We start from the raw sequence: 25,644 nt of genomic DNA, 5'->3' as shown, positions 1-25,644 counted from the left end.
AGGCTTGTCTTGTTTTAGATGTTCAGACAACTTACCCTACTTACGTAAGAATCCTTTGTGTTAATCTGCCACAACCAAATTATTCATCTCTTGTTCTTGCGCTTCCTTTTTCCGTTGCTTTGCTTCTTCAATCTCTTCTGGTGTCATTTTTATTATGGCAAAACCGATGTATCCATAAATGATTGAAATAATTGGTACAGCAAAGTTAAGAATTGCATAAGGTGCGTATTCCATAGCGCTTACACCCAATGTCGCTAATATAAATACACCACAAGTGTTCCAAGGGAAGAATACGGACGTTAATGTTCCTCCGTCCTCCAGAGCACGCGATAAATTTTTTGAATGCAAACCTCGTTTTTGATAAACGTCAGCAAACATTCGAGAAGGTACAACAATTGATATGTACTGCTCAGAACATGTTGCATTTGTCGTAATACATGCAGCAATTGTTGATGCGATAAGGCTACCTGTAGATTTAGCAAACCTAACAACAACATCCATAAGCGCCTTTAACATGCCCGAATATTCTAAAACCCCACCAAATGTCATGGCAACAATTGTCATTGAAACCGTATACATCATTGAATCTAAGCCACCACGATTAAAGAGCTCGTCTACCATTTCATTGCCAGTAGAAATCATAAACCCTTCTTGTAATGCATGGACAGCCATAGTTGGTGTTCCACCTTGTACAAAAATCTGTAATAAGAAACCTGAAATAATACCAATAACTAATGCGGGAATTGCTGGAACTTTTTTTGCCACCATGACAATAACGCCAACTGGGACAAGTAATAGCCATGGAGAAATTACAAAGCTTTTTTCCATAACATCAAGCGTTGTCATAATTTTTTCTGAATCCATTGATACATCAGCGAAACGTCTTCCCATTAAACCAAATGCGACAAGTGTAATGATTAATGCAGGAATTGTTGTATAAAGCATATGTTTAATATGATCAAACAAGTCTGTGTTTGTTAGACCTGCTGCTAGATTTGTAGTATCAGATAATGGTGACATTTTATCACCAAAATAAGAACCTGAAATAACGGCTCCTGCAATCATCGGTGCAGGAATACCCATACTTAAACCGATTCCCATACCTGCAACACCGATTGTTGCCATTGTGGACCATGAGCTACCAATCGCTAGCGACACGATTGAACATAATAGCAAAATCGTGACTAAAAACCAGGCTGGAGAAATTAATTTTAATCCGTAGAAAATCATTGTGGCAACAACTCCACCACCAATCCATGCTCCTATTGTCAAACCGACTAAAATGATAATGACAATGGCTGGAAGAGCTAGGCGGATACCTTTATACATCATTTCTTCGATTTCCATCCACTTAAAGCCATGCATTTTGGCAACAATCGCTGCTACAATTGTTCCAACAATTAATGGCACGTGAGGACTCTGCTCTAACACAACTACTGTAACAAGCATTGTAGTAATCATTATTGCGAAAGTTAGAAGTGCCCATTTCGCACTAATTTCCTTTTTCATTGTCCCATCCCCTTTTTTTGCACCCCATTACAATTTGCTATCTCACAGGCGCAAATATATTTTTACGATTTTTAGCTTAATATTCAAAAAATATAAAGTCAACGCAAAAATTTTATGCTTCTATAGCAATTATGACTGTTAAAGGGAAAAAAAACGCTTCCAAATAGCTTTTAAAAACCATTCAAAACGGCGTATCTTTATGCATTCCTTCGAAAAAATGCAACTAAAAAAGGCTCTATCCAAAGTAATTCGTTGGATAAAACCTTTTTCAAAATAATTTATTTATGTTCTGGCTGTTTTTCTAATACACACGCAAGTACTTTCGATGCATCGATTAACGCACTTCGTTCAAAAGTCATTTTCGGATGATGTAACCCTGGAACTAAATTTGCACCAATTCCTATCATCGTCGCTTTAAGCTCTGGTTTTTTAACTGTATAAAAATGAAAATCGTCACTACCTGGTGTCGTAATTTCCTCTGCCAAAAATTGCTCGCCAAGTGTTTCTACTATAGCATTTTTAGCCATACGAGCAGCTATAGGAGAAACTTCTGCACCAGGTGTGAAATCAAGCCATTTCCATTTCAGTTCAATGTCAAATTGCTGCTGAACTGATGTCAAACCTGCTTCAATACGGCTTCGAAGCAACTCAAGCTGATCATTATGCTGGGCACGAATATCCATTGCAAAGCTAGCAGTACCTGGGATAATATTCGTGCTACCGCCATCTGCAATAATCTTTGTTAATTTTGCAGAATGCGGCTCGAACGGAGACAAATGGATGCTATTTAGCATTAACTGAATAGCCATAATAACATCAATCGCATTTTTCCCTTGATGTGGTCTAGCACCATGTGCATCAGTGCCATGAATAGTACCATCTAAAAAATACGCTGCACCATGATGAATTGCAGGTGAAACCTTACCTAACGGGAGCTCTTCAATCGGTCTTAAATGGACACCAAATAAATGTGAAACACCATCTACAGCGCCACGATCAAATGTTGCACAAGCACCATTCCCTACTTCCTCAGCAGGTTGGAAAATAAATCGTACACGATGTTGTAACGGTCTGTCTTTTAGTAACAATAATGCACCTAATACCATTGTAATATTGGCATCATGACCACATGAATGGTTTGCTTGCCATTTTCCATCTACCTCTTGCCATAGTGCGTCAATATCTGCACGTACTGCAACAATCTCATCGCCTGTACCAATTTCTGCAATCAGTCCTGGTACATCACCTAACAAACGGTAAGAAACATTTAAATCATCTAATATAGATGCAATTTTCTTAGTTGTTTCATACTCCTTCCAGCTTACTTCTGGATAATTATGAAAATGTTCAAACCATTGATACATTGTTTCTTCTAACATTGCTGCACTCGTCATAACTACACCTCGATATACCTTTTTTCTCCCCCATTATACATGAAAGCTTTTTAGAAAAGTATATATGAAATTAGTACTATATTCATTTAAATATCATATAACTTAATAATACGAAAATGTTTAAATCCTTCTTCCTATTTTATGTAAACTTCTAAAAATTGTGTCTGTACAATTCTTTTTCTTGATAAAGGACTGTGTTAAAAGTCATTGTTCCACTTTTAACACAGCCCTTTTAAAAACTGATTTATAAACTTGTAAAAAATCCCTCTGGATATTCTTCATAATGTATTTGCATTGGTTGCTCCTCAATTTTTTGGTCAGCAGTTTGTAGTTCTGACTCTTGATCCATTAAATATGTCTCGAATTTGGAGTTGAAAAGGTGCTCCATTTTGTTACCTCCTTTATTAATAGAATTTTCTGATAAAAGAATTATATACTAGCTTTTTATTAAAAATCAACAAATAATACTTATTATGCATAATTAATATTAATTCCATCTCTTTTTGAGATAATAAATCGTTGAATTTATTGCAACTCCATAAAAAAATCATGGCTTTTCCCTTTTAAAATATAAAAATAGATAGAGGAAAAGGAAAAAGTGTTAGATTGACTGTAATCAATCTAACACTTTTTGCCGCATCATTAATGTTCGCTACGGCGTGTGCTTTCCGCGGGCACATCGTAAGCCACAACCGTCGCTGTCGCGCCGCCTGTTGCGTCTTACGTTTTGTGCTGTTCCCGCAGGAGTCACTCGCCTCCGCTACCATCATTCACTTCTAATTTTTCACTGCAAAGGTTTTGCCCATTCAGGCTTTCTTTTTATTACATAGTGAAACAATGCCATCAATCTTACACTTTTTGCCGTATCATTAATGTCCGCTACGGCGCGTGCTTTCCGCAGCCACATCGTAAGCCACAACCGTCGCTGTCGCGCCGCCTGTTGCGTCTTACGTTTTGTGCTGTTCCCGCAGGAGTCACTCGCCTCCGCTACCATCATTCACTTTTAATTTTTCACTGCAAAGGTTTTGCCCATTCAGGCTTTATTTTTATTACATAGTGAAACAATGCCATCAATCGAACATTTTTCACCTTCGTAGTTACAATACATTTCATAATTTTATTATTTTGATTAAGCAGTCACACTTTTATTATGACCGTTATCGTTATTAGTTCCGTTACCACCATATTTGTGCTGTGTTAAAATTTGAATCGCCACAAGCACGATAAAAATACCAAGCCCCGCCCAATCTGAGAACTTTTCAGGATAGATAAGCAATAAGCCCGCTATAATAGCAAACAAACGCTCAATCCAAAGTACTTTACGATACCAGAATCCTATTACGCCAGCACCGATTGCTACCATGCCCGTAACAGCTGTAAATACGACCCACAAAATTTGCGGTATCGTTGTATCAATCATTAATAAAGCTGGGGAGAACACAATCATATACGGAATAATAAAGGCTGCAATTGCAAGCTTTGCAGAGTTAACACCAGTCTTAATTGGATCCCCACCTGAAATACCCGAAGCAGCAAATGCGGCGAGTGCTACTGGTGGTGTGATATCGGCTATAATACCAAAGTAGAATACAAAGAAGTGTGCCGATAATAAGACAACCACTGGCACTAATTCTTGTGGCGTATTTGGCGATAATAATGCCACAATGGCAGGTGCTGCTATCGTTGACGTAATAACGTAGTTTGCCGTTGTTGGCGCACCCATCCCTAAAATTAGTGATGCAATCATAACGAAAACAAGCGTTAAAATAATGCTTCCTCCAGCTAATGCTACTAAACTATTAGCTAAGCTTAAGCCTAGACCTGTTTTAACAACTACTCCAACAATAATACCCGCACAAGCCGTTGCAGCTACAACACCTAGTGCCGTACGAGCGCCCTCTACTAACGCATCAACAATATCTTTTGGCTTTAAACGTGTATCTTTATTGAACATTGTAACAACAATTGAAATTACAATTCCATAAAGGGCTGCATGCATAACAGGTGTTCCAGTTAACATTAAAACAATAATAGCAATAATAGGTAGTAATAAATAAATTTTCTTGAATACTTCTTTCCGATTAGGCATTTGATCATCACGTAAGCCTCTTAAGCCGACACGTTTTGCTTCAAAATGCGTCATAATCCAAATACCTGTAAAATAAAGCAATGCAGGAATTGCGGCTGCTTTTGCAATATCCCAATATGTAATTCCGCGTCCTATAAATTCTACCATTAGAAACGCCGCGGCACCCATAATCGGAGGCATTAACTGACCACCAGTAGATGCTGCTGCTTCAACTGCACCAGCAAATTCTTTACGGTAACCAAGCTTTTTCATCATCGGGATTGTGTATGAACCCGATGTTACAACGTTCGCCACAGAACTTCCTGAAATCATCCCTTGTAGAGCACTTGAAAAGACAGCTACCTTTGCTGGACCACCAATTAATTTTCCAGCGAAAGCTACGGCTAAATCGTTAAAATACTGCCCAACCCCTGTTTTTACAAGGAATGCTCCAAATAATAAGAACACAAAAATAAATGTAGCAGATACACTAATCGGCGTTCCTAAAATTCCATCTGTCGTAAAATACATCAGGTTAACAATGCTTTCAAAATCTTGCCCTCTATGCGCCATAAAGGCAGGGAAATAAGGACCAAAATAAGCATAAACCAAGAAACAAGTTGCGATAATCATAATCGGTAAGCCTACCGCGCGACGAGCAGCCTCAAGCACAAGAACGACAGCAATTAACCCTACTAAAAAGTCCAACTGTGTAATAGTACCATTACGATTAACAAGCTCCGTATAATTTAATGCCCAATATGAACCAACAACAACAGATAATAACGATAAAATATAATCAAACCATGCAATTTTATGCTTTGGCGCTTTTCTGCGAGCTGGGAATAATAAGAAAATAAGTGCTAACCCAAACCCTAAGTGGACAGTCCGTTGAATCGGTGCTGTAAATTGCCCGAAAATCGCAGTATATAATTGAAACAATGAAAATGCTAATAATCCAAAGAAGATTACATGCTTCATGATTCCTGAAATCGTACGCACATTTGATTCAATATCGTATTTTTCAAGTATCGCTTGTTGCTCTTCTGCCGATATTTGTTCAAATTCTTCTTTTACTTCGTTGTTGCGTTCCTTCAGTTTTGTCATTTCAACCTAACTCCTTTCCATCTTTCATAAAGTGATAATCGCTTCACCTCAAATAAATAGGATTTACCCCTTTGTAAATCTTTTTTTAAATCATATTCATCATTCTTGTAAACAAATACAAGATCCAAATCTAAATCCCCAATAAAAATTGTAAAATTATCAATCACTTCGTTGTCAAATTGCAGAAAATATTTTCCATCTCGTTGTGTTAATGTTTGATTTTCTTCCGCGTAACCTGGCATACCAATTGCTAAGTCTTCATACTCCATTCCTAACATTTGAATACGCTTCTCTTCAACGCATTGATAATATTCAAGTACTTCCGATTTATGGATTGAATGTGTGTACCTTATACGAAAAGCATCATCAGCAGCAAATGGTATATAATGCACTTTCGGATTGTCTATACGTGTTTCTGTAAATGCGAATACCTTTTGAAGAGGAAGAAAAATAATTATGCCAAAGCATATACAACATAAGGCTATAACAAAAACTATTCTTCTCTTTCGCATCACATCTGTTCCCCCACTTTAAAAACTATCCGCCTTTTTGTTTTATCTTAACGAAACAAAAGGGACCCGAAGCTTTACGCGATCCGAGCCCCTTTGTCTGTTTAGGAAAATGCTTATTCTTTTGCTGGAATAGTCACATCACAAAGTCAAACTTTGAGTAAATAAAAGTATCCTCATTAGCTTGCAACTCTTGTAACCGATGTTTTTTTATTTTTGTTCATCAAAATACTTTTGCGCACCAGGATGAATATCAATACTAATACCATCTAAAGCTGTTTCGGCTTTAATAAATGCACCTTTTGCATGCGAAATCTTATCCGTGTTGTCATAAATTGCCTTCGTCATTTCATATACAACATCGTCTGAAAGATCCTTACTTACAGCTAACATCGCAAGTACAGAAACAGTCTCTGTATCACTTGCAATACCGTAAGTACCAGCTTTTACAGTATCTTTCGCATAGTATGGATATTTAGCAATAAGCTCATCTGCTTTACCAGCATCTACACCAATAATATTTACTTTCGTTGTAGCATTTAAAGCCTCTACAGCTCCTGTTGGTGTACCAGCTGTAATAAACGCAGCATCAATTTGACCTGATTGCAGACCATCCGTAGATTCACCAAAATCAAGATTTTGCGCTTTAATGTCATCCATCGTTAAGCCATGGATTTCAAGTAACTGTTCTGCATTCGCATATGTCCCTGATCCTGGGGCACCTACAGATACTTTTTTCCCTTTTAAATCAGCATATGTTTTAATACCTGAAGCTTCTGTCGTCACTAATTGCACAGTCTCTGGGTAAAGTGCACCTAAAGCAGCAATCGAATCTATTTTTTTACCATCAAACATTAATTTTCCTTCAGTTGCGTAATAAGCGATATCCGTTTGAACAAACGCAATCTCACCTTTACCCTCTTGCAAAGCAGTCATATTAGCTGCAGATGCTTGAGAAACTTCTGCTGTTGTTTTAATGCCTGTTTCTGTTGTAATTAAATCAGCAAATGTACCACCTAATGCATAATAAGTCCCTTGTGTTCCACCTGTTAATAAACTTAAAAATTTTGGTTTTTCGGAACTAGTTGCATCCCCATTCGCATTTCCCTTGTCTGAATCCTTAGAGCCTGTACTACTATCCGTTCCACATGCAGCTAAAATTAATAACGCAATGGCACTAAATAGGATTAATAGTCTAAATTGCTTTTTCTTCATATTAACCTTCCCCCTTTGGATATAATATAAGAATCTATTTAAAATTATCAAATTTAGTATAATTATGTCAATCTATTTATAGTAAATTCAGATAATTATATTTATACCTTTTGTCCCAATTGATAAAATTATTAGATTCAAATAAACTCTCATTTACCCTTTATTTTTCTATATTAAACCATTAATTATATTTTATCAGAAAATACAATTAATTTAAAATGTATACATTTTGTATAAAAGGTACACCAAACTTCTATGAATAATCTCGTTACATCGAAAAGACTGTATCTATTTTTTTCTATAGATACAGTCTTAATATGTCCCTTATTGAATAACGCCACATGCAATTCTTGCACCAGAATTACCAGAAGGGTCCGTTTTATAGTCGTCTGCCGATTCATGAATAACTAACGCTGTACCCTCTCCATCAAGTAAGGAGTTTTCTACATTTTTTTGTAAAGAGACACCTTCAGCTACGAAATTCAAATCAACAGTACCATCTTCTCCAATTTCTAAATTCGGTAAGTCTCCTAAGTGATAGCCCTTTGGATTTAAAGTACCGTGCTCTTTGTTGGTCGGATTAAAGTGAGGACCTGCCGATTCAAACGTTGGCGGTTCACACTTTCCTACAGAATGAATATGAATACCATGTGTGCCTGCGGGGACTCCACTTAAAGCTAATGTCACTTTGACCCCATTGTCTACTTCTTCAAAATAGGCATTTCCATAGCTTTCGTTATTTGAACTAATTACTTTTGCGGTTGCCGTTAAAGATGAATTTGTAGCGTTTACAGCTACTTTATCCTCTTTTTTATCAAAGAAGCTGCACCCCCCGACAAATACGGACAATGAAATAATTAATATTGAAATTTTTTTCATGTTATTACCTCCTCTATTTCTGATGGTGCCCATCTCACCCATTACTTATGCAATATGTACCGCTAATTTCTATCCCTTATCAAGAGGTAATAAAATGAATTAAAATAAAATATTTACCATAATATAAAATAGTTATTTATTTGGAGCGGACTATTACATTCCATATAAAGTTGATTGGAAGGAGAACTTGCGACTCCTGCGGGAACGCACAGTTCGTAAGACCAAAAGAACGCGCGTTTGTGAAGATTGCAGCTTACGATGTGCCCTCGGAAAGCGCCCGTTCGTAGCGGAAATCAATGGCAGGAGACATCTTTTTTAGTCCATATGAAAAAGGACTATACCTATAATAGATATAGTCCTTTACTATTTATGATTGAATTACGCCACAAGCAATTCTTCCGCCAGATTCACCAGTAGGATCAGTCATATAGTCGTCCGTTGATTCATGGATAACAATCGCAGTGCCTTCTCCATCAAGTAATGAATACTCAGCATCTTTTTTTAAAGTGACACCTTCTGCCATAACAGTCATTTTTGCCGTACCATCCTCAGCTATCTCTAAATTCGGCAAGTCTCCAAGGTGGTGACCATTCGGATTATCCTTCCCATGCTCTTTAAAAGTTGGGTTAAAGTGGCCACCTGCTGTTCCGAAATCTGGTCCTTCACATTTTCCTGCTTCATGTATATGCATGCCATGTAATCCTTTTGCCTCTGCAGGAAATCCACTTAAGTTCAATGTCACCTTGACTCCATTATCCTGCTCTTCAAAAAAGGCATCTCCATAGCTTTCATTATTAGAACCTATTACTTTTGCAGTTGCCGTTAAAGGGGCGTCAGCTTCCTTTTTATTACTGGCACAGCCTACTAAAAAGACACCTAAAGAAATAATCAATAAAGTTGTCAGTTTCATTAAATTACCTCCTTTTTTTTATAGTTTATCACCTGTTTAAACACTTTCGCAACTCATAACTAGGCATTTATCCTCATAGTAAAAAATAGGGATTTCTCAGAAAACATACTGAGAAATCCCTATTTTTTTTAATTCAAAATTTTCACTGTAACTGTACGCACACCCCAATTACGGGCTTGTCCATCTGATGGAATGAAAACATCAATTTTATTTCCTTTAATCGCACCACCAGTATCTGCAGCTACCGCTTCGCCATAGCCTTCAACCCAAACTTTAGTACCGAGCGGAATAACCCGTGGGTCAACAGCAATGACTTTTAAATTTGGATTTGAGCGTATATCTGTCCCGTTTGCTGTAATACCTGAACAACCTTCACAGTAAGCAGTATAAGCTGTAGCGCGCATTGTATATGTTTGTCCATCTTGGCTAGGTGGTGCACTCGTGACTGTTGTTACGGGTTTTGTTGTAGTTTTTTTCACGGTACTTGGAGTACTTGGAGTACTCGCTACACTTTTTTCAGTTTTAGGTTTTGCTGCAGCTTCTTTCACAGCTAATGTTTCACCAACTAAAATTAAATCAGAAGAGAGGTTATTCCATTCCTGTAAATCCTCTACTTTCACGTTATAGACTTTTGCAAGGCTGAATAATGTATCGCCTGCCTCAATAAGATGGGTATTGTCGTTCGTCCCCTCTTTTAGAATCCTTTCAATACTTAAGGTTTGTTCTGGGTCAACCCATATGGAATCAATTTCATCTAACTCCTTCAAATCAGCTAAACTCAAATTAAAAATATTGGGTAAACCCCATAGTGTATCACCAATCTGACCAGTATATGCTGCCTCAGCAGAAGTGGTACCCCCGAACATCCCCATGCCAAGGGTCAATGCTACAGCTAATGCTATCGCTTTTTTCTTCATAAAAAGTAATACCTCCAGTCGTTTTATTTTTCGGCATTCTGTTGCTAGCACACTAGAGAATTAAGCTCTTAAATATGCACGCAATATTGTAGAATGCAACTAAATATCACAGGACCTCGGACCTGATATTACAAATTATTACTATTTAAACAAGAATTTATACAATTCCATTCATTTTTTTAGCAAATCACACAATTAATTGGAAAATAAAGTGTAAATCACTACTAACTATTTGCATATTTTATATAATGGAAATACCGCTTATATTACCGATAAAATAGTAACGGGGGTATCTAATAGATTCAATTTCAAAATGTGGAACTTGCTTATGGGGGTTACTACTAAACGTAAATATAAAGTTTATTGCTAATTAATTATGTCGCTATACATACTTATAGTTTTCAATATCCCTTTTATTGTAAAATAAATCTTAATTATACTAATAATAACAATTTTAGTATTATTCACTGTACAACATAGTGAAGTTGTAAACTAATCTGAAAGTTGGTGTCCTACTGTGATTCGGGTAATAATAGCAGACGATGAGCCGTTAGCTCTGTTAAACATGGAAAAAAAATTAGAAGAATTTAATTCAGTAGAGGTGGTTAAAGCATATTCAACGATTAACGATTTGCTGGATGAGGCACCGACATTAGATTTCCATGTGGCCTTTTTAGATGTGGAAATGCCTGGTATGAACGGCTTGGAGGTTGCTCAATTATTAAAAAAGTGGAAAAAGAATGTTCTTATTGTTTTTGTTACTGCGTATCGAGATTATGCTGTTCAAGCTTTTGAAATTAATACTCTCGACTATTTATTAAAGCCCATTTCTAAATCCCGCCTTGAAACAACGATTAATAGAATACATGAATTTTTCCAATTAGAAATACCAATTACTAAACAAGTACAACAGTTTGAGCCCTCCCTAAGCATCCATTGCCTAGGTGGTTTTACCGTCTTTCATAATAAGAACATCGTACATTGGCGAACTGTTAAAACAAAAGAGTTGTTTGCCTTTCTTTTATCTAATCTCAATAGTCATATACCTCGAGATACGATCATCGATGCCTTATGGGCTGAAACTGAATACAAAAAAGCAAGGGTACAATTGCATACTACGATTTCATATTTACGAACAACGTTATCATCTTTAGGCTATTTCAACGTGTTGCAATATGCAAACGGGTGTTATATTTTGCAATTAGAAAATTTCCATAGTGATGTTATGGAATTGGAGCAACTGTTAAAAGACAAAGAAACGTTTGGCAAGCTCGATGTAGAAAAATCCGAATTATTTATTCAAAATTATCATGGAGAATACATGGCCACACTAGATTACTCTTGGATTCATAGTAAAGCAAATTTTATTCATAACCAACTAACACTTTTACTAAGTTATTTAGTCGAGCATTATACATCAAAACATAATGCAAAAAAAAGAGAGCAAACTTTACTCTTGATGATCGAATATAATCCTTATTCTGACAATACTATGCAGCAACTTATTCAGCACTATATCGAAGAGGATAATCGTGCTAATGCAGTGAGAGTATACAACACCTTTAAGAAAAATCTGTATACAGACCTTGGCATTCTACCTAATCAAGAGACAATATCGTTATATGCTTCTATAGCACAAGAATAAAAATAATGTAGCTGCCTCCAAACCATCGTTTTTCAGAGACAGCTACATTTTTTAGTTCAATGGTTAATAGCAATCGATAAATCCTCCACTATACGTATACAATTTCTCCCTGATTGTTTTGCTTCATATAATGCTTGATCAGCAATAGCAATTAACTGATTTGGGCTACTAAAAGTGGAAGTAAAAACTGTTACTCCTGCTGATAAAGTAACTGGGCGTCCACTAGGATTATCTGCTGATGCTTGTTTAATCCTTAAGTCTTCAGCTAAAGTGACAGCATCTTCGATTGCGGTATGCGGTAAAATAACCATAAACTCCTCGCCTCCATATCGAAAACAAGTCCCCTGCTCATGGACACTTTCTTTCATTTTATGTGCAAATGCTTTTAAAACTTCATCGCCCACTGTATGACCGTATGTATCGTTCACATTTTTAAAATCATCTAAATCAATTAATATGATGGCATGCGGCACTTTTTCTGTAATTAATTTATTTAATACATGATCCATACTTCGACGATTTGGAATACCTGTTAATGAATCTAATTTCAACTGGTCAGTCAATTCGTCAATTGTATTTTGTGAGTCTGCTAGCGATTTTAACATAGTATTTTTCAAGTTACTCGCCTCTACATACCAGTCATTTATGGATTGTAAAGAGCTGATTTTATTACCTTTGCGTCCACTTTCAGAAATTTCCTGTAGAGGGTGGGTAATTTTCATAGTTAGCCACAACACCAATGTGAAAACGATTGCAAACATTATTAATAAAGGCAAAAACACTTTTTTAAAGAACACACTTAAAGAGAAAACGTTTTCCATTTGCACCTGATTGTCGGCTTGTTTAACCTTTTCCTTTGCAAAAGTTTCTGTTTCAGCATTTTCTTGTACATAATTTACATCTATATCCGAAACTTCTGTTATATACTCTTCCTGCACGACAGATTTAGATTGTACAAGCATTTCGTTAAAACTTTGATAACTAATCCAAATACTAATACTAGATGTAACGAGTACAATAATAATCATCATACTAATAATGACAAACGATAATTTTAACTTAAGTTTCTCCACAATAGATCATTTCTCCCATTGAGATGATATTTTGCAAAAGCTATATACGATTTCAATATAAAAGTTTTTATTTTAACATCATACGTCATACCTCTTAAAAAATACTTAACAACTAATAGTTTTAACCTGTTTATGAAAAAGTTAATTACTCAAAAAGAACTAAAAAATTTCTTATTAGTTACATAAAGTTTTCTTTTATAGAAAAGTACGTTTTCTTTTTCTTCAATCCATGGCATGGTAAAGCAATACAATAAATTATTATACTTACAGGAGGCTCTATGTAGCGTTGAAAAAAACCATCGTCAAACATTTACTAATTATTACTTTAATATTTATCGCCCTTACTATTTTCCGCATCCTTTGGCTAGTATATTTTATGCCTTCTAATGACCAACCAACTGCACAAGCTGGTATTTTAGATATGCGCCATCAATCTTTATCAGAGGATGAAGTTTTTCAAATGAATGGTGAATGGATGTATTATCCTGAAGTATTGTTAGATCCAACTAGCTCCACGCATTTAGAACAAACGTTTAGAACTGTTCCTATGCAAGCTTCGCCAGCAAAGACACAGCACTTTGGCACTTATCGTTTAAAAATTTTGTTAAATGATAATGGTCTGTCAGATTACCGATATGCAATACAAGTTCCTGCAATCTCAACTGCCTCGGCATTGTATATTAACGGCAAACTTGTAGGACAATCAGGTGAAGTCTCAACAGATGCTAGCACGCATAAAGGGCAGGCCGTTCCATATACTGTATTTTTTACAGAAGAGCAGCCTGAAATTGATGTCATTTTACATGTATCTAATTTTGATACACCATCGAATGCACTTATTACTAAACGACTTTCCTTTAGCTCAGCAGCAGCGATGACGCACTATCAACTCATTACGGAATTAGCATTAGTAGCGATCTCAATGTTACTCATTTTGTTTGCCTTATTTAGCATTCTTGTCTTTCTCTTTATTTATCGCAAAAAAATAGTATTGCTGTTCACAGTAGGCTTTCTTCTACCTTTAGCTGATGAACTGATTACAAATGATCGGTCAATTTTAGATTGGTTACACTTAGATTATGTATGGTCAATAAAGCTTTCTAATATTATTTATCTCGGTGCTTCATTTTTCTTTGTGCAATTTATTCGAATCTTGTTAGTTCAATATCAACATGCAAAATATTTTCGATTGTTCACAATGCTATATACATTAGGAGCACTTCTCATTTTAGTATTACCTATTCATATGCTAAGTACAGCTAACCTAATGTTCTTTATGCTCTATATTGTCTCCTTTTTATATGTCTTAACACTTGCCTTGAAGGAATACATAGGAAATCAGGAAAGTTCGGCTTTTATTGCGTTTACAGCCATTGGCACAACAAACGGTATTATATGGGGCCTTATAAAAATGTATTTTGTTTTAACTATTCCGTTTTATCCATTCGATTATTTAATGATTGCACTTGGCTTTTCAGGATATTGGTTTAAACGTTTTTATGAAAACAAACAACAAATTAATTTGTTAGTTGCCCAATTGCAAAGAGACGGGGAATTAAAAGATGAATTTTTATTAAGCAATGCACAAAAATTATGGGATCCTATGAATAAAATGATTACCTTAGGTCAATCAATTTATGATAATCCAGACAATAGTTTTGTCAAAGAAGATAAACAAAATTTAAAATATTTAATAGATATTGGACGTAGTATGTCATTTACGTTAAATGACATATTGGATTATACACGCTTAAAAGAAGGGAATTTACATCTTCATAAGAAAAATGTTCGTATACAAGGAATTGTTTCAGGTATTTTTGATATGCTACGATTTATCTCAGCTGGTAAACAAATTCAAATGACGTCTACCATTGCCCGAAATTTCCCGCGTGTACTGGCAGATGAAAAAAGATTAATTCAAATCCTTTTCAATCTTCTACACAGCGCAATTAAATATACAAACGCTGATTTAATAGAAATTGACGCTACTATTGAGAAAAATATGGCTGTTATTCATATTAAAGATACAGGCTCTGGATTAGATAAAAAGGATATGATACTTCAAAATCATCTATTTTCATCTGATCAAAAGATTGCAGATAATGATAGAATGCATCTAAGTTTACTTGTATCTAAGCAACTAATTGATTTACATGGAGGGACATTACGTATCTATTCCAGTCCAAATAAAGGCTTTGATTTATTTTTCACTATACCAATTGCCGAGGAGATGGAAATAGAGGAACAAATGAATGATGGACAACAAGACAAGGCATTTTTATCAGCAAGTTCTTCAAACTTTGAAGCCACTCCTTCTGAAAAACAGTTTAAAATTTTAATGGTTGATGATGATCCTGTTAATTTAACAATGATGCGAAGTTTATTTTCCCCTACAGAATATGACATTACAACCGTTACAAGTAGCGAAAAGGTGCTGGAATTGTTACCTATGCATAGGTGGGATTTAATTATTATTGATGCTATGCTTCCTTATCTCTCTGGATATGCTTTAATCGAAAATATTCGTCAGCATTATTCCTTACTAGAGCTACCAATATTATTGTTAACTGCTCGAAGTAATCCCGAGGACGTTTACACTGGATTTGCTCACGGTACAAATGATTATGTTACAAAGCCTATTAATGCACTGGAACTAAAAGTTCGGAGTCGCGCTTTAATCGATTTAAAATATAGCATTACTCAACGGCTACATTTGGAAACAGCTTGGCTTCAGGCACAAATACAGCCTCATTTTTTATACAATACGCTTAATACAATTGCCTCGCTTAGCACTATTGATCCAAATCGAATGATTGACTTAATGCACCATTTTGGCAAGTATCTACATGCAAGTTTTGATGTAAGGAATTTACAACGGGTTGTACCGCTTCGTGATGAACTAGAACTCGTCCGCTCGTATCTTTATATCGAACAGCAACGGTTTGGGGATTTATTACAAATTGATTGGGATATCGATGAACATATTCAAATAGAAATACCACCCATTTCATTGCAAACATTAGTAGAAAATGCTTTACGTCATGGCGTATTAAAACAAAAGGATGGCGGAACTGTTTGCATTCGAATCAAGGAGTTTTCGGACTACGTAGAAATAAGTGTTATTGATGACGGTATCGGTATAGAAGCTAGCACATTAACACAATTGCTTTCTGATACTAACACAACAAGTAGAGGCATTGGCCTACGCAATACGGACCTACGCCTTAAAAGAATTTATGGACAAAGATTGCAAATTGAAAGTACACCAAATAAAGGCACAACAATCACCTTCCACATCCCTAAGTAGTGTCAGGCACTCACACAATTTTAACTTAGAAAAATTTCCAGAGGCTCTTGCGGGAACAGTACAAAACATAAGCCGCAACCATCGGCGTGTAAACGATGGTTGCGGCTTATTTGTGTGAGTGCCAGTCACTCACACAATTATTATTACATACGTAAATTACCAAATTACAGGCTTAGCTACCATTAACCAGAGCATAATGAGCAATAATACAATATACATCCATGCTTTTCGCTGTAACAATGAGGCAAATTTTTGCTGATTGTAGGCTGGCGTATTAAATGTTCGAATCGTTGGTTTAAATGCTCGCGCCAAAAAGACGATAGAACCCGCCATCACGAGAAATGTTAAAACTACCCAGGAAGTTGTCCATGGATATCCTCCACGCCACATTAATAAAATGCCAGAAGCCACTAGAACATGTCCCGCATGTTTAACAATTGTAATCGCGCCTTGAAATACTTGGATATATGGTGACATTTCTTCTTGTGAAGCTGTACGCATTTTCTTTACTATTGCTAAAACTACAAACAATGGCCCAATCGAAAGGACAGCACTTAAAATATGTATATATAGTAGAAGTGTATAAATGGATATCATAATGCATACTCTCCCTTTAATAAGTCTTACTAATTATAGCATTCCCCATTCTGTTCTCTCATTCTAATTGTGAATCCTTTGTAAACGTAGCGTGAATCATTGTAAAATTGTTTGAAATTTACACAAAGAGGGTATTTATTATAGTAACATGCACTTATAAAACAAAAAGGAGTGATTCTTATAGGAATTCATCAATTTTTTACAAATCTCAATGATCTAGAACGTATTATTCGTTGCCCAGGACGCTTCAAATTTGAAGAGCATAATGTAGCTGCCCATTCTTGGAAGGTTTCACAATATGCCATGTTTTTTGCTACACTTGAAGAAATGAATGGCGCAACAGTTAACTGGAAGTCATTATACGAAAAAACCATCAATCATGATTTCGCTGAAGTATTTATCGGTGATATAAAAACTCCCGTTAAACACGCTAGCCCAGAGCTTAAACAAATGCTCGCACATGTCGAAGAAAAAATGATGGAAAAATTTATTATTAATGAAATCCCTAAAGAGTTCCAGGACATCTTTTTCGAGCGAATGAAAGAGGGCAAAGATGCAACACTTGAAGGACGTTTGCTTGAATTTGCAGATAAACTGGATCAATTTTATGAAGCATTCGCAGAATTAAAGCGCGGTAATACGGATATGGAATTCGTCTATATGTACCAAACAGCGCTGGCGAAGCTTTTAGCGATTCCCCTTCCAGCAACAGTCGAGTATTTCCGTACTGAAATATTGAAGGATGCTGTTAAGGAAAAAACACATATTGATATTCAAACGCTAACGAATGAAATTTTAAACCAAAAAAAATAACGTGCATGTACAAGTTTTCCGATGAATTGATCGACGGAAGGCTTTTTTTATTTCCTAAAAAAAGGCGTATAATAGGAGGGATAGGAGGGAAAATTTTGTCACATGAATGTTCAATAGTAGAAGATTTACTACCTTTATATAAAACCAAACGTCTTCAAGCTGATACAGCTGAATTTGTGGAACAGCATTTAGCTACATGTAAGCAATGTCAGCAGTTGGCAGCAACAAAGCTGTCATCTAATCAAAACTTATCAATGAAAAGCACATTAACCTTTTTCCACCTCGTTTTCATCGTGCTTTCTTTTATGTTTGCCCTCAACTCATCCTTGCTTGGCGATCATAAAAGCTTTGTCGCGTTATATGCCCTTTTCGGTTGTCTTACTTATTTATTTTACAAAAATATTTGGATAGTCTTCGCAATAAGTTCTGTACCTGTTTTTGTCTGGGCCATCATTAATAATTTTAGCAATCCGCTTTATATCCAAGGTCTCTCCTTTATGGATATTAGTGCACTTATCATTGGCGCTAGCTATATCGCTCTATTACATACGATTTTTGCCTTGCTTGGCTCTGCCTTCGCAATTATTTTACGTAGGTTTTAAATGGTAAAAGCATCTCTCATATGAAAGATGCTTGTTATCATTCCAGCTATTAGGCTTTTTTCACGAACTCTGATTTTAATTTCATTGCACCGAAGCCATCAATTTTACAATCAATATTGTGGTCTCCTTCGACAAGGCGAATACTTTTTACCTTTGTGCCCATTTTTAACGTTGAAGAGCTTCCCTTTACTTTTAAATCTTTAATTACTGTTACTGCATCACCATCTGCTAACAAGTTACCATTTGCATCTTTTACAATAAGTGCCTCTGACTCTTGCTCTGTTACACTAGTGCTCCATTCATGCGCACATTCTGGACATACAAAATTTGTGCCATCCTCATATGTGTATTCAGAATTACATTTCGGACAATTTGGATATGCTGCCATTTCCGCTTCCTCCCTTTCATTTTCGTTAAGTAAATGATTACGCTCCTATCTTTACACAGTTACTTTAATTTCGCAAAGGTTGTTCGCATTTTTCGTTCGTATTTGTGAAAAATATATGAAGCCATTCCATATAATCCAAGCGTTTTATACGTATAAATTTCATGATTTATAGCGCATGCCCATTGACTTTTTTCTATAAACCATCTTGCTTGCAAGTTTGATTATCATGCCGTATTATATCTTTAAAGGCTGCATTGTTCGTATAATATTAAGTTTTAACCTTTAAGCTGTAAAAGGGAGTTTTATTATTGGAGTTGGAATGACGGGCCTCACACCAAGGTGCATGAGGATAAGCAGGAAAACTTCTGCGAACACCCACTTTGAGGAGTGGTGGTTTAAAACTTTCTATAATAACTACGGCATACGCGGCTTTTAAATTTTACATTAGAGCCTCAAGGCTTCAAATCGACTCACCCTTCATTTATTGGAGGGTGAGTTTTTTTATGCGCTTTACTAGTGTGTAAAAATTTTATCCATATGCAATTAATAGCAGGTTCTTCTTCTTCTTTATTTTTTGTTATTAAATCGATTACAGCCCTGTCCTTCATAATCCCCTCTTTAGAGTACTCCCCCTTTATATGTTTAACATACTCCACAGTCAAATTTGGCGTAGTTCGCAAGTGATTTGTCACTATGCGCTAGTTACATAACGTCTTTAGAGAGATACTATAAATATTGTCCTCACACAAAATAAGATGAAGACCATAATTTCAACTAATAAATAAAAGGAGGTATATGTGGATGACATTACAAATGACTAATCGTATTAAAATGCCATTAGGATTTTGGGATGGCATACGACAATTAGGTCTGACAGCTCACGATGTAGCTCGTAAAGCACAACTACCTCTCACTATTATTGCTGACCCAGTTGTTACCATTGCTCAATATTTTGCTATTTGGCAGGCATATTCAGAGCTGATTGATGACACTGCCCAAGGAATTATTAAGCTTGCGACTGGCTTTGAAACAGCTCATTATCCCCCGTCTGTTTTAGCAGCATACCACGCTCGTGACTATCGTGATGCACTAAAACGAATGGGAAGATACAAACAACTGTGTCCACCGGAAAGCCTACATATCACTGAAGAAGGCGAGAATTGTACCATTGAACTTGAATGGCTAAATACCGAGCAACCTGGTCCTTTAATACTTACTGGTATTACGCTAGCATTTCTACTCGAACTAGGACGTAAAGGAACGGGGAAACCGTTAAAGGCAAAGTTAGTGGAACTTCCTCACTCAATGGGCGACGTACAGACACTTGAAGCGTACTTTGGATGCCCTATTCAATTCAACCCAAATTGTAGCAAGCTAACAATACACCGAGCAGATTTGGACCACCCATTTGTCTCTTACAACGCTGAATTGCTGGAGATTCTAACTCCAGTACTGGATCAGTCGTTGAGTGAACAACAAAACAACCGCTCAATAACAGCTATGGTCAAGTGGTTTATAAAGCGTAGTCTATCAGGAGGACGCCCTGACATTCATACTATTGCAAGCGAGTTAGGGATGAGTGAACGTACATTACAACGCAAGCTTACTGAAGAAGGATCAAATTTTAAGCATTTGTTATCGCAAGTTCGACATGAACAAGCCCGAGAGTATCTGTCAGACCCCTCTCTTGATATTAAAGAAGTGGCATTCCTGATTGGCTATGAAGACCAGAATTCGTTCTACCGAGCCTTCCGTGCTTGGGAGGGAGATACTCCTTCCAAATGGCGAATGGAACATTTAGGAGCAGACTCTATAAATTAGCTTTGTTAAATAATCGTAATACGATAAAAGGGGAAATTAATATGGATATGGGTTTAAACAATAAAACAGCCTTAGTTACTGGATCAACAAGAGGTATAGGTAAAGCAATTGCCATTGAGCTTGCTAAAGAAGGCGTTAATGTACTAATTAACGGGCGAAATAATGAAGAAGTTGAACGAACTGTAAATGAAATTAAGGCAGATTACCCGTCCACGAATCCGCAAAATGCTACAGCAGATATTGTAGATATTCAACAAAGAGAAGTTTTATTCGAAAAATATCCTAATATTGATATTTTAGTTAACAATTTAGGTATTTATGAAATTATGCAATACGAAGACGTTGATGATGAAGTATGGATACAATATTTCCGTACAAACGTTCTTGCTGCAAATGGATTATCTAAATTTTATCTACCTCAAATGTTGAAGAATGGTTTTGGTCGCATTATCTTTATTGGTAGTGAAGAAGCAATTATGCCATCAGGACAAATGCCTCAATATTGTATGACTAAATCCATGCTATTATCGTTGTCTAAAAGCTTGTCTAAATTAACGATAGGAACAGAGGTTACAGTAAATGCAATTATGCCAGGACCAACACTCTCTGAAAATGTGCATCAAATCATTGAAGGCTTATATCCTAGTGAAGAGATGACATTTGCAGAAAAAGAAAAAGATTTTATGACTACCAATTTACCTCAATCTGAAATACAACGATTTATCAAACCATTTGAAATTGGTAGAATGACTACTTTTTTATGTAGTCCGTATGCATCTGCATTTAAAGGTTCTCCTATTCGTATGGATGGCGGTATGGTGCCGACTATTTTTTAATATGCAACAGTATGAATCTCATCATTATCGTGAATCTGTGAAGAATAAGACTAGCTAAAACAGCTAGTCTTATTTCATTAAATTAAACTTAAATTAGATTTCCAGTTACTAAATCCTCATTTATCACGTTCATCATTAGCTTCCCATTTAGCCATTTCCTCTCGTACACAAGGGACAACTTCTATCCCAAGTAATTCAATGGCATGCATCACTTAATCTCTCTTAGTCCAATTAAAGGTTATTTTGAAATCTTTACAAGAATACTTAAAGCCCTGAAAAGCAGAGCAAAGGCACTGAGTGGAGGCCCAAGCAAGGAAACCCCCTCCAACCGAAATGTGCGTACATTTGCGGCGAAGCAATTGAACCACTCGCTCTGCAGTTACTCTTACATTACTTTCATAACAAGGATTCTAGCGTTTAAGTGCTTGAAGTAGTAAGAGTGGCTGTTCAATAATCTATACTCTGTATGCTCTACATAGTAAAAATCCACTTCTTTCCGTAAAAAAAGCCACAACCAGCGTACTGTTGCTAGTTGCGGCGTTCTCACAAAATTTGAGTGGATTTTTACATGTATATTTACGCAAACATAAAGGGCTACATAATTTTATATCTTCAATACTTAATTTTTTTCTACACGCTTTCCATTAACAAATAGAGATAACACAAGCCCAATAAGAGCAAGGGCTGCAATAAAGAAGAATGCATACTTTGTCCCTTCAGCCATTAATTCAAATGGTGAAGCATTTTGGAATTTTTCGAAATGCTTGTTTTGTCCACTGACCATTAATGTAATTGCCAATGCTGTCCCTGTCCCACCTGCAATTTGTTGTAATGTACTCATAACAGCTGCACCGTCTGCGTATAATTCACGCGGCAACTGATTTAAACCATTTGTTTGTGCAGGCATAATAATCATAGAAATCCCTATAAAGAATATTGTATTCGCTAAAATAATTTGCCAAACGGGTGTATGTGCAGAAATCGTAAAAACAAAAAGCAAACTTGCAATTAATGTTAGAAGGAAGCCAAGAGGTAAAAATTTCTTTGCACCAAATTGATCGAACATCTTCCCTACAACTGGTGATAATACAGCATTCATAGCACTACCAGGCAAAAGAATAAGGCCCGCTACCGTTGCACTGAATAGTAAGGCACCTTTTAAATACATTGGCAATAGTATCGCTGTAGATAAAATTAAAAGCATACCGCTAAATAACAACACCGTCCCTAATGTAAACATAGGATATTTAAATGTCCGTAAATTAATCATCGGCTGCTCCATTTTAAATTGACGAATAACAAATAACGCAATTGCCACTAAGCCAATAATAAATGGAATATATACGCCTGCAGAAGCAAAGGATTTCTCTGCAATAGTACTTAAACTGTAAATGAAACCACCAAATCCAAGTGTCGATAATAGAATTGAAACAATATCAATCGCTGGTTTTGTAATAGTAGATACATTATCGATTTGTTTTAACCCCGCTACAACTAATCCTGCATAAAAGACAAGGCTAATCCAGAAAATATAAGACCAATCTAACGAGTCCACAATTAAACCTGCTAAAGTAGGCCCTATTGCAGGAGCTGTCGTAATAACAAGCCCCATTAACCCCATGACCGCTCCACGTTTATGAATCGGAAAGATTAATAAAATCACATTCATCATGAGCGGTAAAATAATACCTGTTCCAAACGCTTGAATGATACGACCTAGCAGTAAGATTGGAAAGCTTGGTGCTAAAGCTGCTAAAATCGTTCCTACAATCGAAAAAATTAATGATCCAACAACTAACTGCTTTGTTGTAAACCATTGAATAAGAAGAGATGAAACAGGCACTAAAATACCTATCGTTAATAAATAGCCCGTAGTAAGCCACTGTGCAGTCCCCGCTGATACAGTGAAATCAGACATAATATTTGTCAGTGCCATATTTAAAGCTGTCTCACTAAACAGCCCTATAAAAGCGGCAAACATAAGTACAAAAGCCATACTTTTAGGTTTTCGTACTGGCACAACTTGCATTGATGGAGCCATAAAATACTTCCTTCTTTCTTTATCATTAATTAGACCGGTCTATATAATAAGCATTAAAATGAAAACCCCTTTTTACTTTGAAAGCAATAAAGGGATCATTTTGTTAATTTGAATTAAAGGCTCACCCGATTTTTTAGTTATACATAACGTAATGCCGCCTTCAATTAATGCACTTATTGATTTGCTAATTAAGTTAGCACGTTCTTCACTAAACCCACTACTTCTTAATTTCTCAAAGTAAAGATTTCCCCATATTTCAAAGGTTTCTTCACAAGCCTGCCGTAAATTCTCATTTACAAATGCTGTTTCCATTGCGAGTAAACCCATTGGAACGTTTTTTAATTTTGATATTGGTTCTACATCTTGAAAAATCCTAGAAATAAACTCGATATGATATTGGAATGCCTGAGTAGGATCATCGAAAGCTGCTAAATTTTGCTCTATCTCTGCTGCAATTCTTGTTGCCGATAAATTAATCGCTTCAAAAGCTAATTGCTCCTTACCATTAGGAAAATGATAATATAAAGAACCTTTTGGAGCCCCACTCTCTTGAATGATTTGGCTTAATCCTGTAGCGTGATACCCCTTCAAATGAAAAAGCTCTGTTGCAGCTTCTAAAATTTTCTCTCGAGAAGAATTTTTGCTAGACATAGGCTGAACCTCCCTTAAAAAAATTATAACGAACGGTCTACATAATAATAATTGTCTTTTTGAATGTTGTCAATTTTAATAATGAGCAATAAATTATTTAACTTCTAATACAAATGTGTAGGAAACCTCTCCGTTTGACCATCGAGCGAATACCTCATATATATATCGACCTTTGCTTGTCGGTGCCACCATCTCATTGTTATTTAATAAAACTTCTTTCTCTCTACCGTCTTTATTCCAAAGATAAACAATGATTTTTGGGTTTTCTTCAATTTCAATTTGCATCATTGTATTGGGTTCTAACTGAAGTGCAGGTAAATTTTCAGCTACTTGATTTGGAGAGGCATGATCGGTTTGAACAGTCTCAGTTATTAACCCCTTTTTTCTTTGCCATTGAAAACCGCCCGCTTCCATTTCATACTTTTTGCCATCAACATGAAGCCAACCTGTCATAGATGGAGGGAAACTTTCTTTATTGTCTTCTACTTCAAGGTCAGTTTTACTTACATCTTTCGAACAAGCCGCAATTAAAAGTGCAAAAAAGCCAATCATTAAAAATAACTTTTTCAAACCCTTACCTCCTTTTTCTATATTTGACTTTCATTTTGTTAATTCGTTTCATTTTTTAAATTAAATTAAAAAAGACGTGATTGCTCTCATGGAACAATCGCCTCTTTTATGCCGCGGACTACTCTCTTTTAATAGGAGATTTTGATGAAAAAATTAATTCTCCAGATTTAGAATAGCCGCTAATGTTAACTGGCAAATAAACCGATCCATCTGTCCTTTTTAAGAAAAACCGATGTCCTTCAGTCTCAATAAATAGCGCATTTTCAAAAGTGCCTTTCTGCGTCTCTACCGTTATTTTAACAATTTCAGGATCTATTACTTCTCCAAAATAATAACTTGCATTGTCTTTACTCTTTCCTGAAGCACTCCATGTAATTTGATCGTCCTTTAATGAAGGATAGTACGTTGAGGATAGCGTTCTACCCTCGCTTAATATCCATGTACCAAGCCAATTTTGTTTTAGCTCTGCAATCATTATAGATTGGCTATTTCGAAATATCGTTAGCCATTGCTCATCAATTTCTTTGATAAGATAAGCTTCCTCTGCAACTTCAGACCAATTCTTCGTTATATTCAGTACATCATTTTCCATTGGTTGTTGAAGATGCTTGTAAGTTATGATTAGTGAGCATATGATTGCTGTTAGAATAATCCCCAACACGATTTTTTTAGTCAATCCCTAACACCCCTCACCAATCCATTTATTTACATATATTAACTTATTCAACAACGCACAAACAATTACCTTCTATAGAAAGTAGTAGCTCATCATCTAATTAATTTCAATTGTCT

At 36.0% G+C, this 25,644-nt stretch carries 22 protein-coding genes and 1 other RNA gene; 7 read left to right on the top strand and 16 right to left on the bottom strand.

Annotated features, from left to right (window positions below; translation table 11 throughout):
- Positions 1–60 precede the first annotated feature (60 nt).
- The 9 genes from nhaC to FH508_RS24025 all read right to left on the bottom strand — a co-directional run bounded on the left by nhaC (position 61) and on the right by FH508_RS24025 (position 10,508).
- On the bottom strand, positions 61–1,509 hold the full coding sequence (nhaC, locus tag FH508_RS01690; RefSeq protein ID WP_173478763.1) for a Na+/H+ antiporter NhaC: 1,449 nt from the start codon (positions 1,507–1,509) through the stop codon (positions 61–63).
- A gap of 278 nt (positions 1,510–1,787) precedes the next feature.
- Positions 1,788–2,903 (bottom strand): amidohydrolase, encoded by a 1,116-nt coding sequence (locus FH508_RS01685; protein WP_173478764.1) that lies wholly within the window; start codon positions 2,901–2,903, stop codon positions 1,788–1,790.
- Between the two features lie 244 nt (positions 2,904–3,147).
- Positions 3,148–3,291, bottom strand: coding sequence for a hypothetical protein (locus tag FH508_RS01680; protein WP_173478765.1), 144 nt, complete (start codon positions 3,289–3,291; stop codon positions 3,148–3,150).
- A gap of 741 nt (positions 3,292–4,032) precedes the next feature.
- Entirely contained in the window at positions 4,033–6,078 is a 2,046-nt protein-coding gene (locus tag FH508_RS01675) for a TRAP transporter permease (RefSeq protein ID WP_139860754.1), read from the bottom strand.
- Positions 6,075–6,590, bottom strand: coding sequence for a DUF1850 domain-containing protein (locus FH508_RS01670; RefSeq protein WP_173478766.1), 516 nt, complete (start codon positions 6,588–6,590; stop codon positions 6,075–6,077). The genes FH508_RS01675 and FH508_RS01670 overlap by 4 nt, the downstream gene beginning before the upstream one ends.
- Before the next feature lie 207 nt (positions 6,591–6,797).
- Complete coding sequence (locus FH508_RS01665; RefSeq protein ID WP_173478767.1) at positions 6,798–7,802, bottom strand: TAXI family TRAP transporter solute-binding subunit; 1,005 nt, start codon at positions 7,800–7,802, stop codon at positions 6,798–6,800.
- A gap of 324 nt (positions 7,803–8,126) precedes the next feature.
- Positions 8,127–8,681, bottom strand: coding sequence for a superoxide dismutase family protein (locus tag FH508_RS01660; RefSeq protein ID WP_139859482.1), 555 nt, complete (start codon positions 8,679–8,681; stop codon positions 8,127–8,129).
- Positions 8,682–9,048: 367 nt separating this feature from the next.
- Positions 9,049–9,591: a superoxide dismutase family protein gene (locus FH508_RS01655; RefSeq protein WP_139859480.1), complete on the bottom strand. Its 543-nt coding sequence runs from the start codon at positions 9,589–9,591 to the stop codon at positions 9,049–9,051.
- A 128-nt stretch (positions 9,592–9,719) separates the two neighbouring features.
- A complete protein-coding gene (locus tag FH508_RS24025) occupies positions 9,720–10,508 on the bottom strand; it encodes a LysM peptidoglycan-binding and 3D domain-containing protein (RefSeq protein WP_139859486.1) in 789 nt (262 codons plus the stop codon).
- 517 nt (positions 10,509–11,025) lie between these two features.
- On the opposite strand from FH508_RS24025, the gene FH508_RS01640 reads away from it, so the two are divergent.
- The gene (locus FH508_RS01640; protein ID WP_139859478.1) at positions 11,026–12,153 is read left to right on the top strand and encodes a response regulator; all 1,128 of its coding nucleotides are present in this window, start codon (positions 11,026–11,028) and stop codon (positions 12,151–12,153) included.
- 56 nt (positions 12,154–12,209) lie between these two features.
- On the opposite strand, the gene FH508_RS01635 is transcribed toward FH508_RS01640, so the two are convergent.
- Positions 12,210–13,226, bottom strand: a complete 1,017-nt coding sequence (locus FH508_RS01635; protein WP_139859477.1) for a GGDEF domain-containing protein — start codon at positions 13,224–13,226, stop codon at positions 12,210–12,212.
- A 286-nt stretch (positions 13,227–13,512) separates the two neighbouring features.
- Here FH508_RS01635 and FH508_RS01630 point away from each other — a divergent pair, with 286 nt between their 5' ends.
- Complete coding sequence (locus FH508_RS01630) at positions 13,513–16,533, top strand: ATP-binding protein (protein WP_173478768.1); 3,021 nt, start codon at positions 13,513–13,515, stop codon at positions 16,531–16,533.
- A gap of 156 nt (positions 16,534–16,689) precedes the next feature.
- Here the strand turns inward: FH508_RS01630 and FH508_RS01625 are convergent, their stop codons facing one another.
- On the bottom strand, positions 16,690–17,130 hold the full coding sequence (locus tag FH508_RS01625; protein ID WP_173478769.1) for a DUF2269 family protein: 441 nt from the start codon (positions 17,128–17,130) through the stop codon (positions 16,690–16,692).
- A gap of 171 nt (positions 17,131–17,301) precedes the next feature.
- Between FH508_RS01625 and FH508_RS01620 the strand changes: the two genes are divergently transcribed.
- Entirely contained in the window at positions 17,302–17,943 is a 642-nt protein-coding gene (locus FH508_RS01620; protein ID WP_173478770.1) for a YfbR-like 5'-deoxynucleotidase, read from the top strand.
- Between the two features lie 95 nt (positions 17,944–18,038).
- Complete coding sequence (locus tag FH508_RS01615) at positions 18,039–18,545, top strand: zf-HC2 domain-containing protein (RefSeq protein WP_173478771.1); 507 nt, start codon at positions 18,039–18,041, stop codon at positions 18,543–18,545.
- A 49-nt stretch (positions 18,546–18,594) separates the two neighbouring features.
- Here the strand turns inward: FH508_RS01615 and FH508_RS01610 are convergent, their stop codons facing one another.
- Positions 18,595–18,933, bottom strand: a complete 339-nt coding sequence (locus FH508_RS01610) for a zinc ribbon domain-containing protein YjdM (RefSeq protein WP_139859955.1) — start codon at positions 18,931–18,933, stop codon at positions 18,595–18,597.
- Between the two features lie 243 nt (positions 18,934–19,176).
- Here FH508_RS01610 and ssrS point away from each other — a divergent pair.
- The 3 genes from ssrS to FH508_RS01595 all read left to right on the top strand — a co-directional run bounded on the left by ssrS (position 19,177) and on the right by FH508_RS01595 (position 21,590).
- Positions 19,177–19,369: non-coding RNA, 6S RNA (gene ssrS, locus FH508_RS01605), on the top strand.
- 365 nt (positions 19,370–19,734) lie between these two features.
- Positions 19,735–20,754 carry an AraC family transcriptional regulator gene (locus FH508_RS01600; RefSeq protein ID WP_228134350.1) on the top strand — a complete coding sequence of 340 codons (1,020 nt, stop codon included), beginning with the start codon at positions 19,735–19,737 and terminating at the stop codon, positions 20,752–20,754.
- Positions 20,755–20,795: 41 nt separating this feature from the next.
- On the top strand, positions 20,796–21,590 hold the full coding sequence (locus tag FH508_RS01595; RefSeq protein ID WP_139859957.1) for an SDR family NAD(P)-dependent oxidoreductase: 795 nt from the start codon (positions 20,796–20,798) through the stop codon (positions 21,588–21,590).
- Positions 21,591–22,209: 619 nt separating this feature from the next.
- Here the strand turns inward: FH508_RS01595 and FH508_RS01590 are convergent.
- The 4 genes from FH508_RS01590 to FH508_RS01575 form a co-directional block, all read right to left on the bottom strand.
- Positions 22,210–23,631 carry an MDR family MFS transporter gene (locus FH508_RS01590; RefSeq protein WP_173478772.1) on the bottom strand — a complete coding sequence of 474 codons (1,422 nt, stop codon included), beginning with the start codon at positions 23,629–23,631 and terminating at the stop codon, positions 22,210–22,212.
- Positions 23,632–23,703: 72 nt separating this feature from the next.
- Positions 23,704–24,282 (bottom strand): TetR/AcrR family transcriptional regulator, encoded by a 579-nt coding sequence (locus tag FH508_RS01585; RefSeq protein ID WP_173478773.1) that lies wholly within the window; start codon positions 24,280–24,282, stop codon positions 23,704–23,706.
- Between the two features lie 93 nt (positions 24,283–24,375).
- Positions 24,376–24,852 carry a hypothetical protein gene (locus FH508_RS01580; protein WP_228134349.1) on the bottom strand — a complete coding sequence of 159 codons (477 nt, stop codon included), beginning with the start codon at positions 24,850–24,852 and terminating at the stop codon, positions 24,376–24,378.
- A gap of 118 nt (positions 24,853–24,970) precedes the next feature.
- Entirely contained in the window at positions 24,971–25,528 is a 558-nt protein-coding gene (locus FH508_RS01575; RefSeq protein ID WP_173478774.1) for a hypothetical protein, read from the bottom strand.
- Between the last annotated feature and the right edge of the window lie 116 nt (positions 25,529–25,644).

Source organism: Lysinibacillus sp. CD3-6, from assembly GCF_006351725.2.
GTDB lineage: Bacteria > Bacillota > Bacilli > Bacillales_A > Planococcaceae > Lysinibacillus.
Note: the sequence above shows the minus strand (reverse complement) of the source record. Positions and strands in the feature narration are given on the sequence as shown.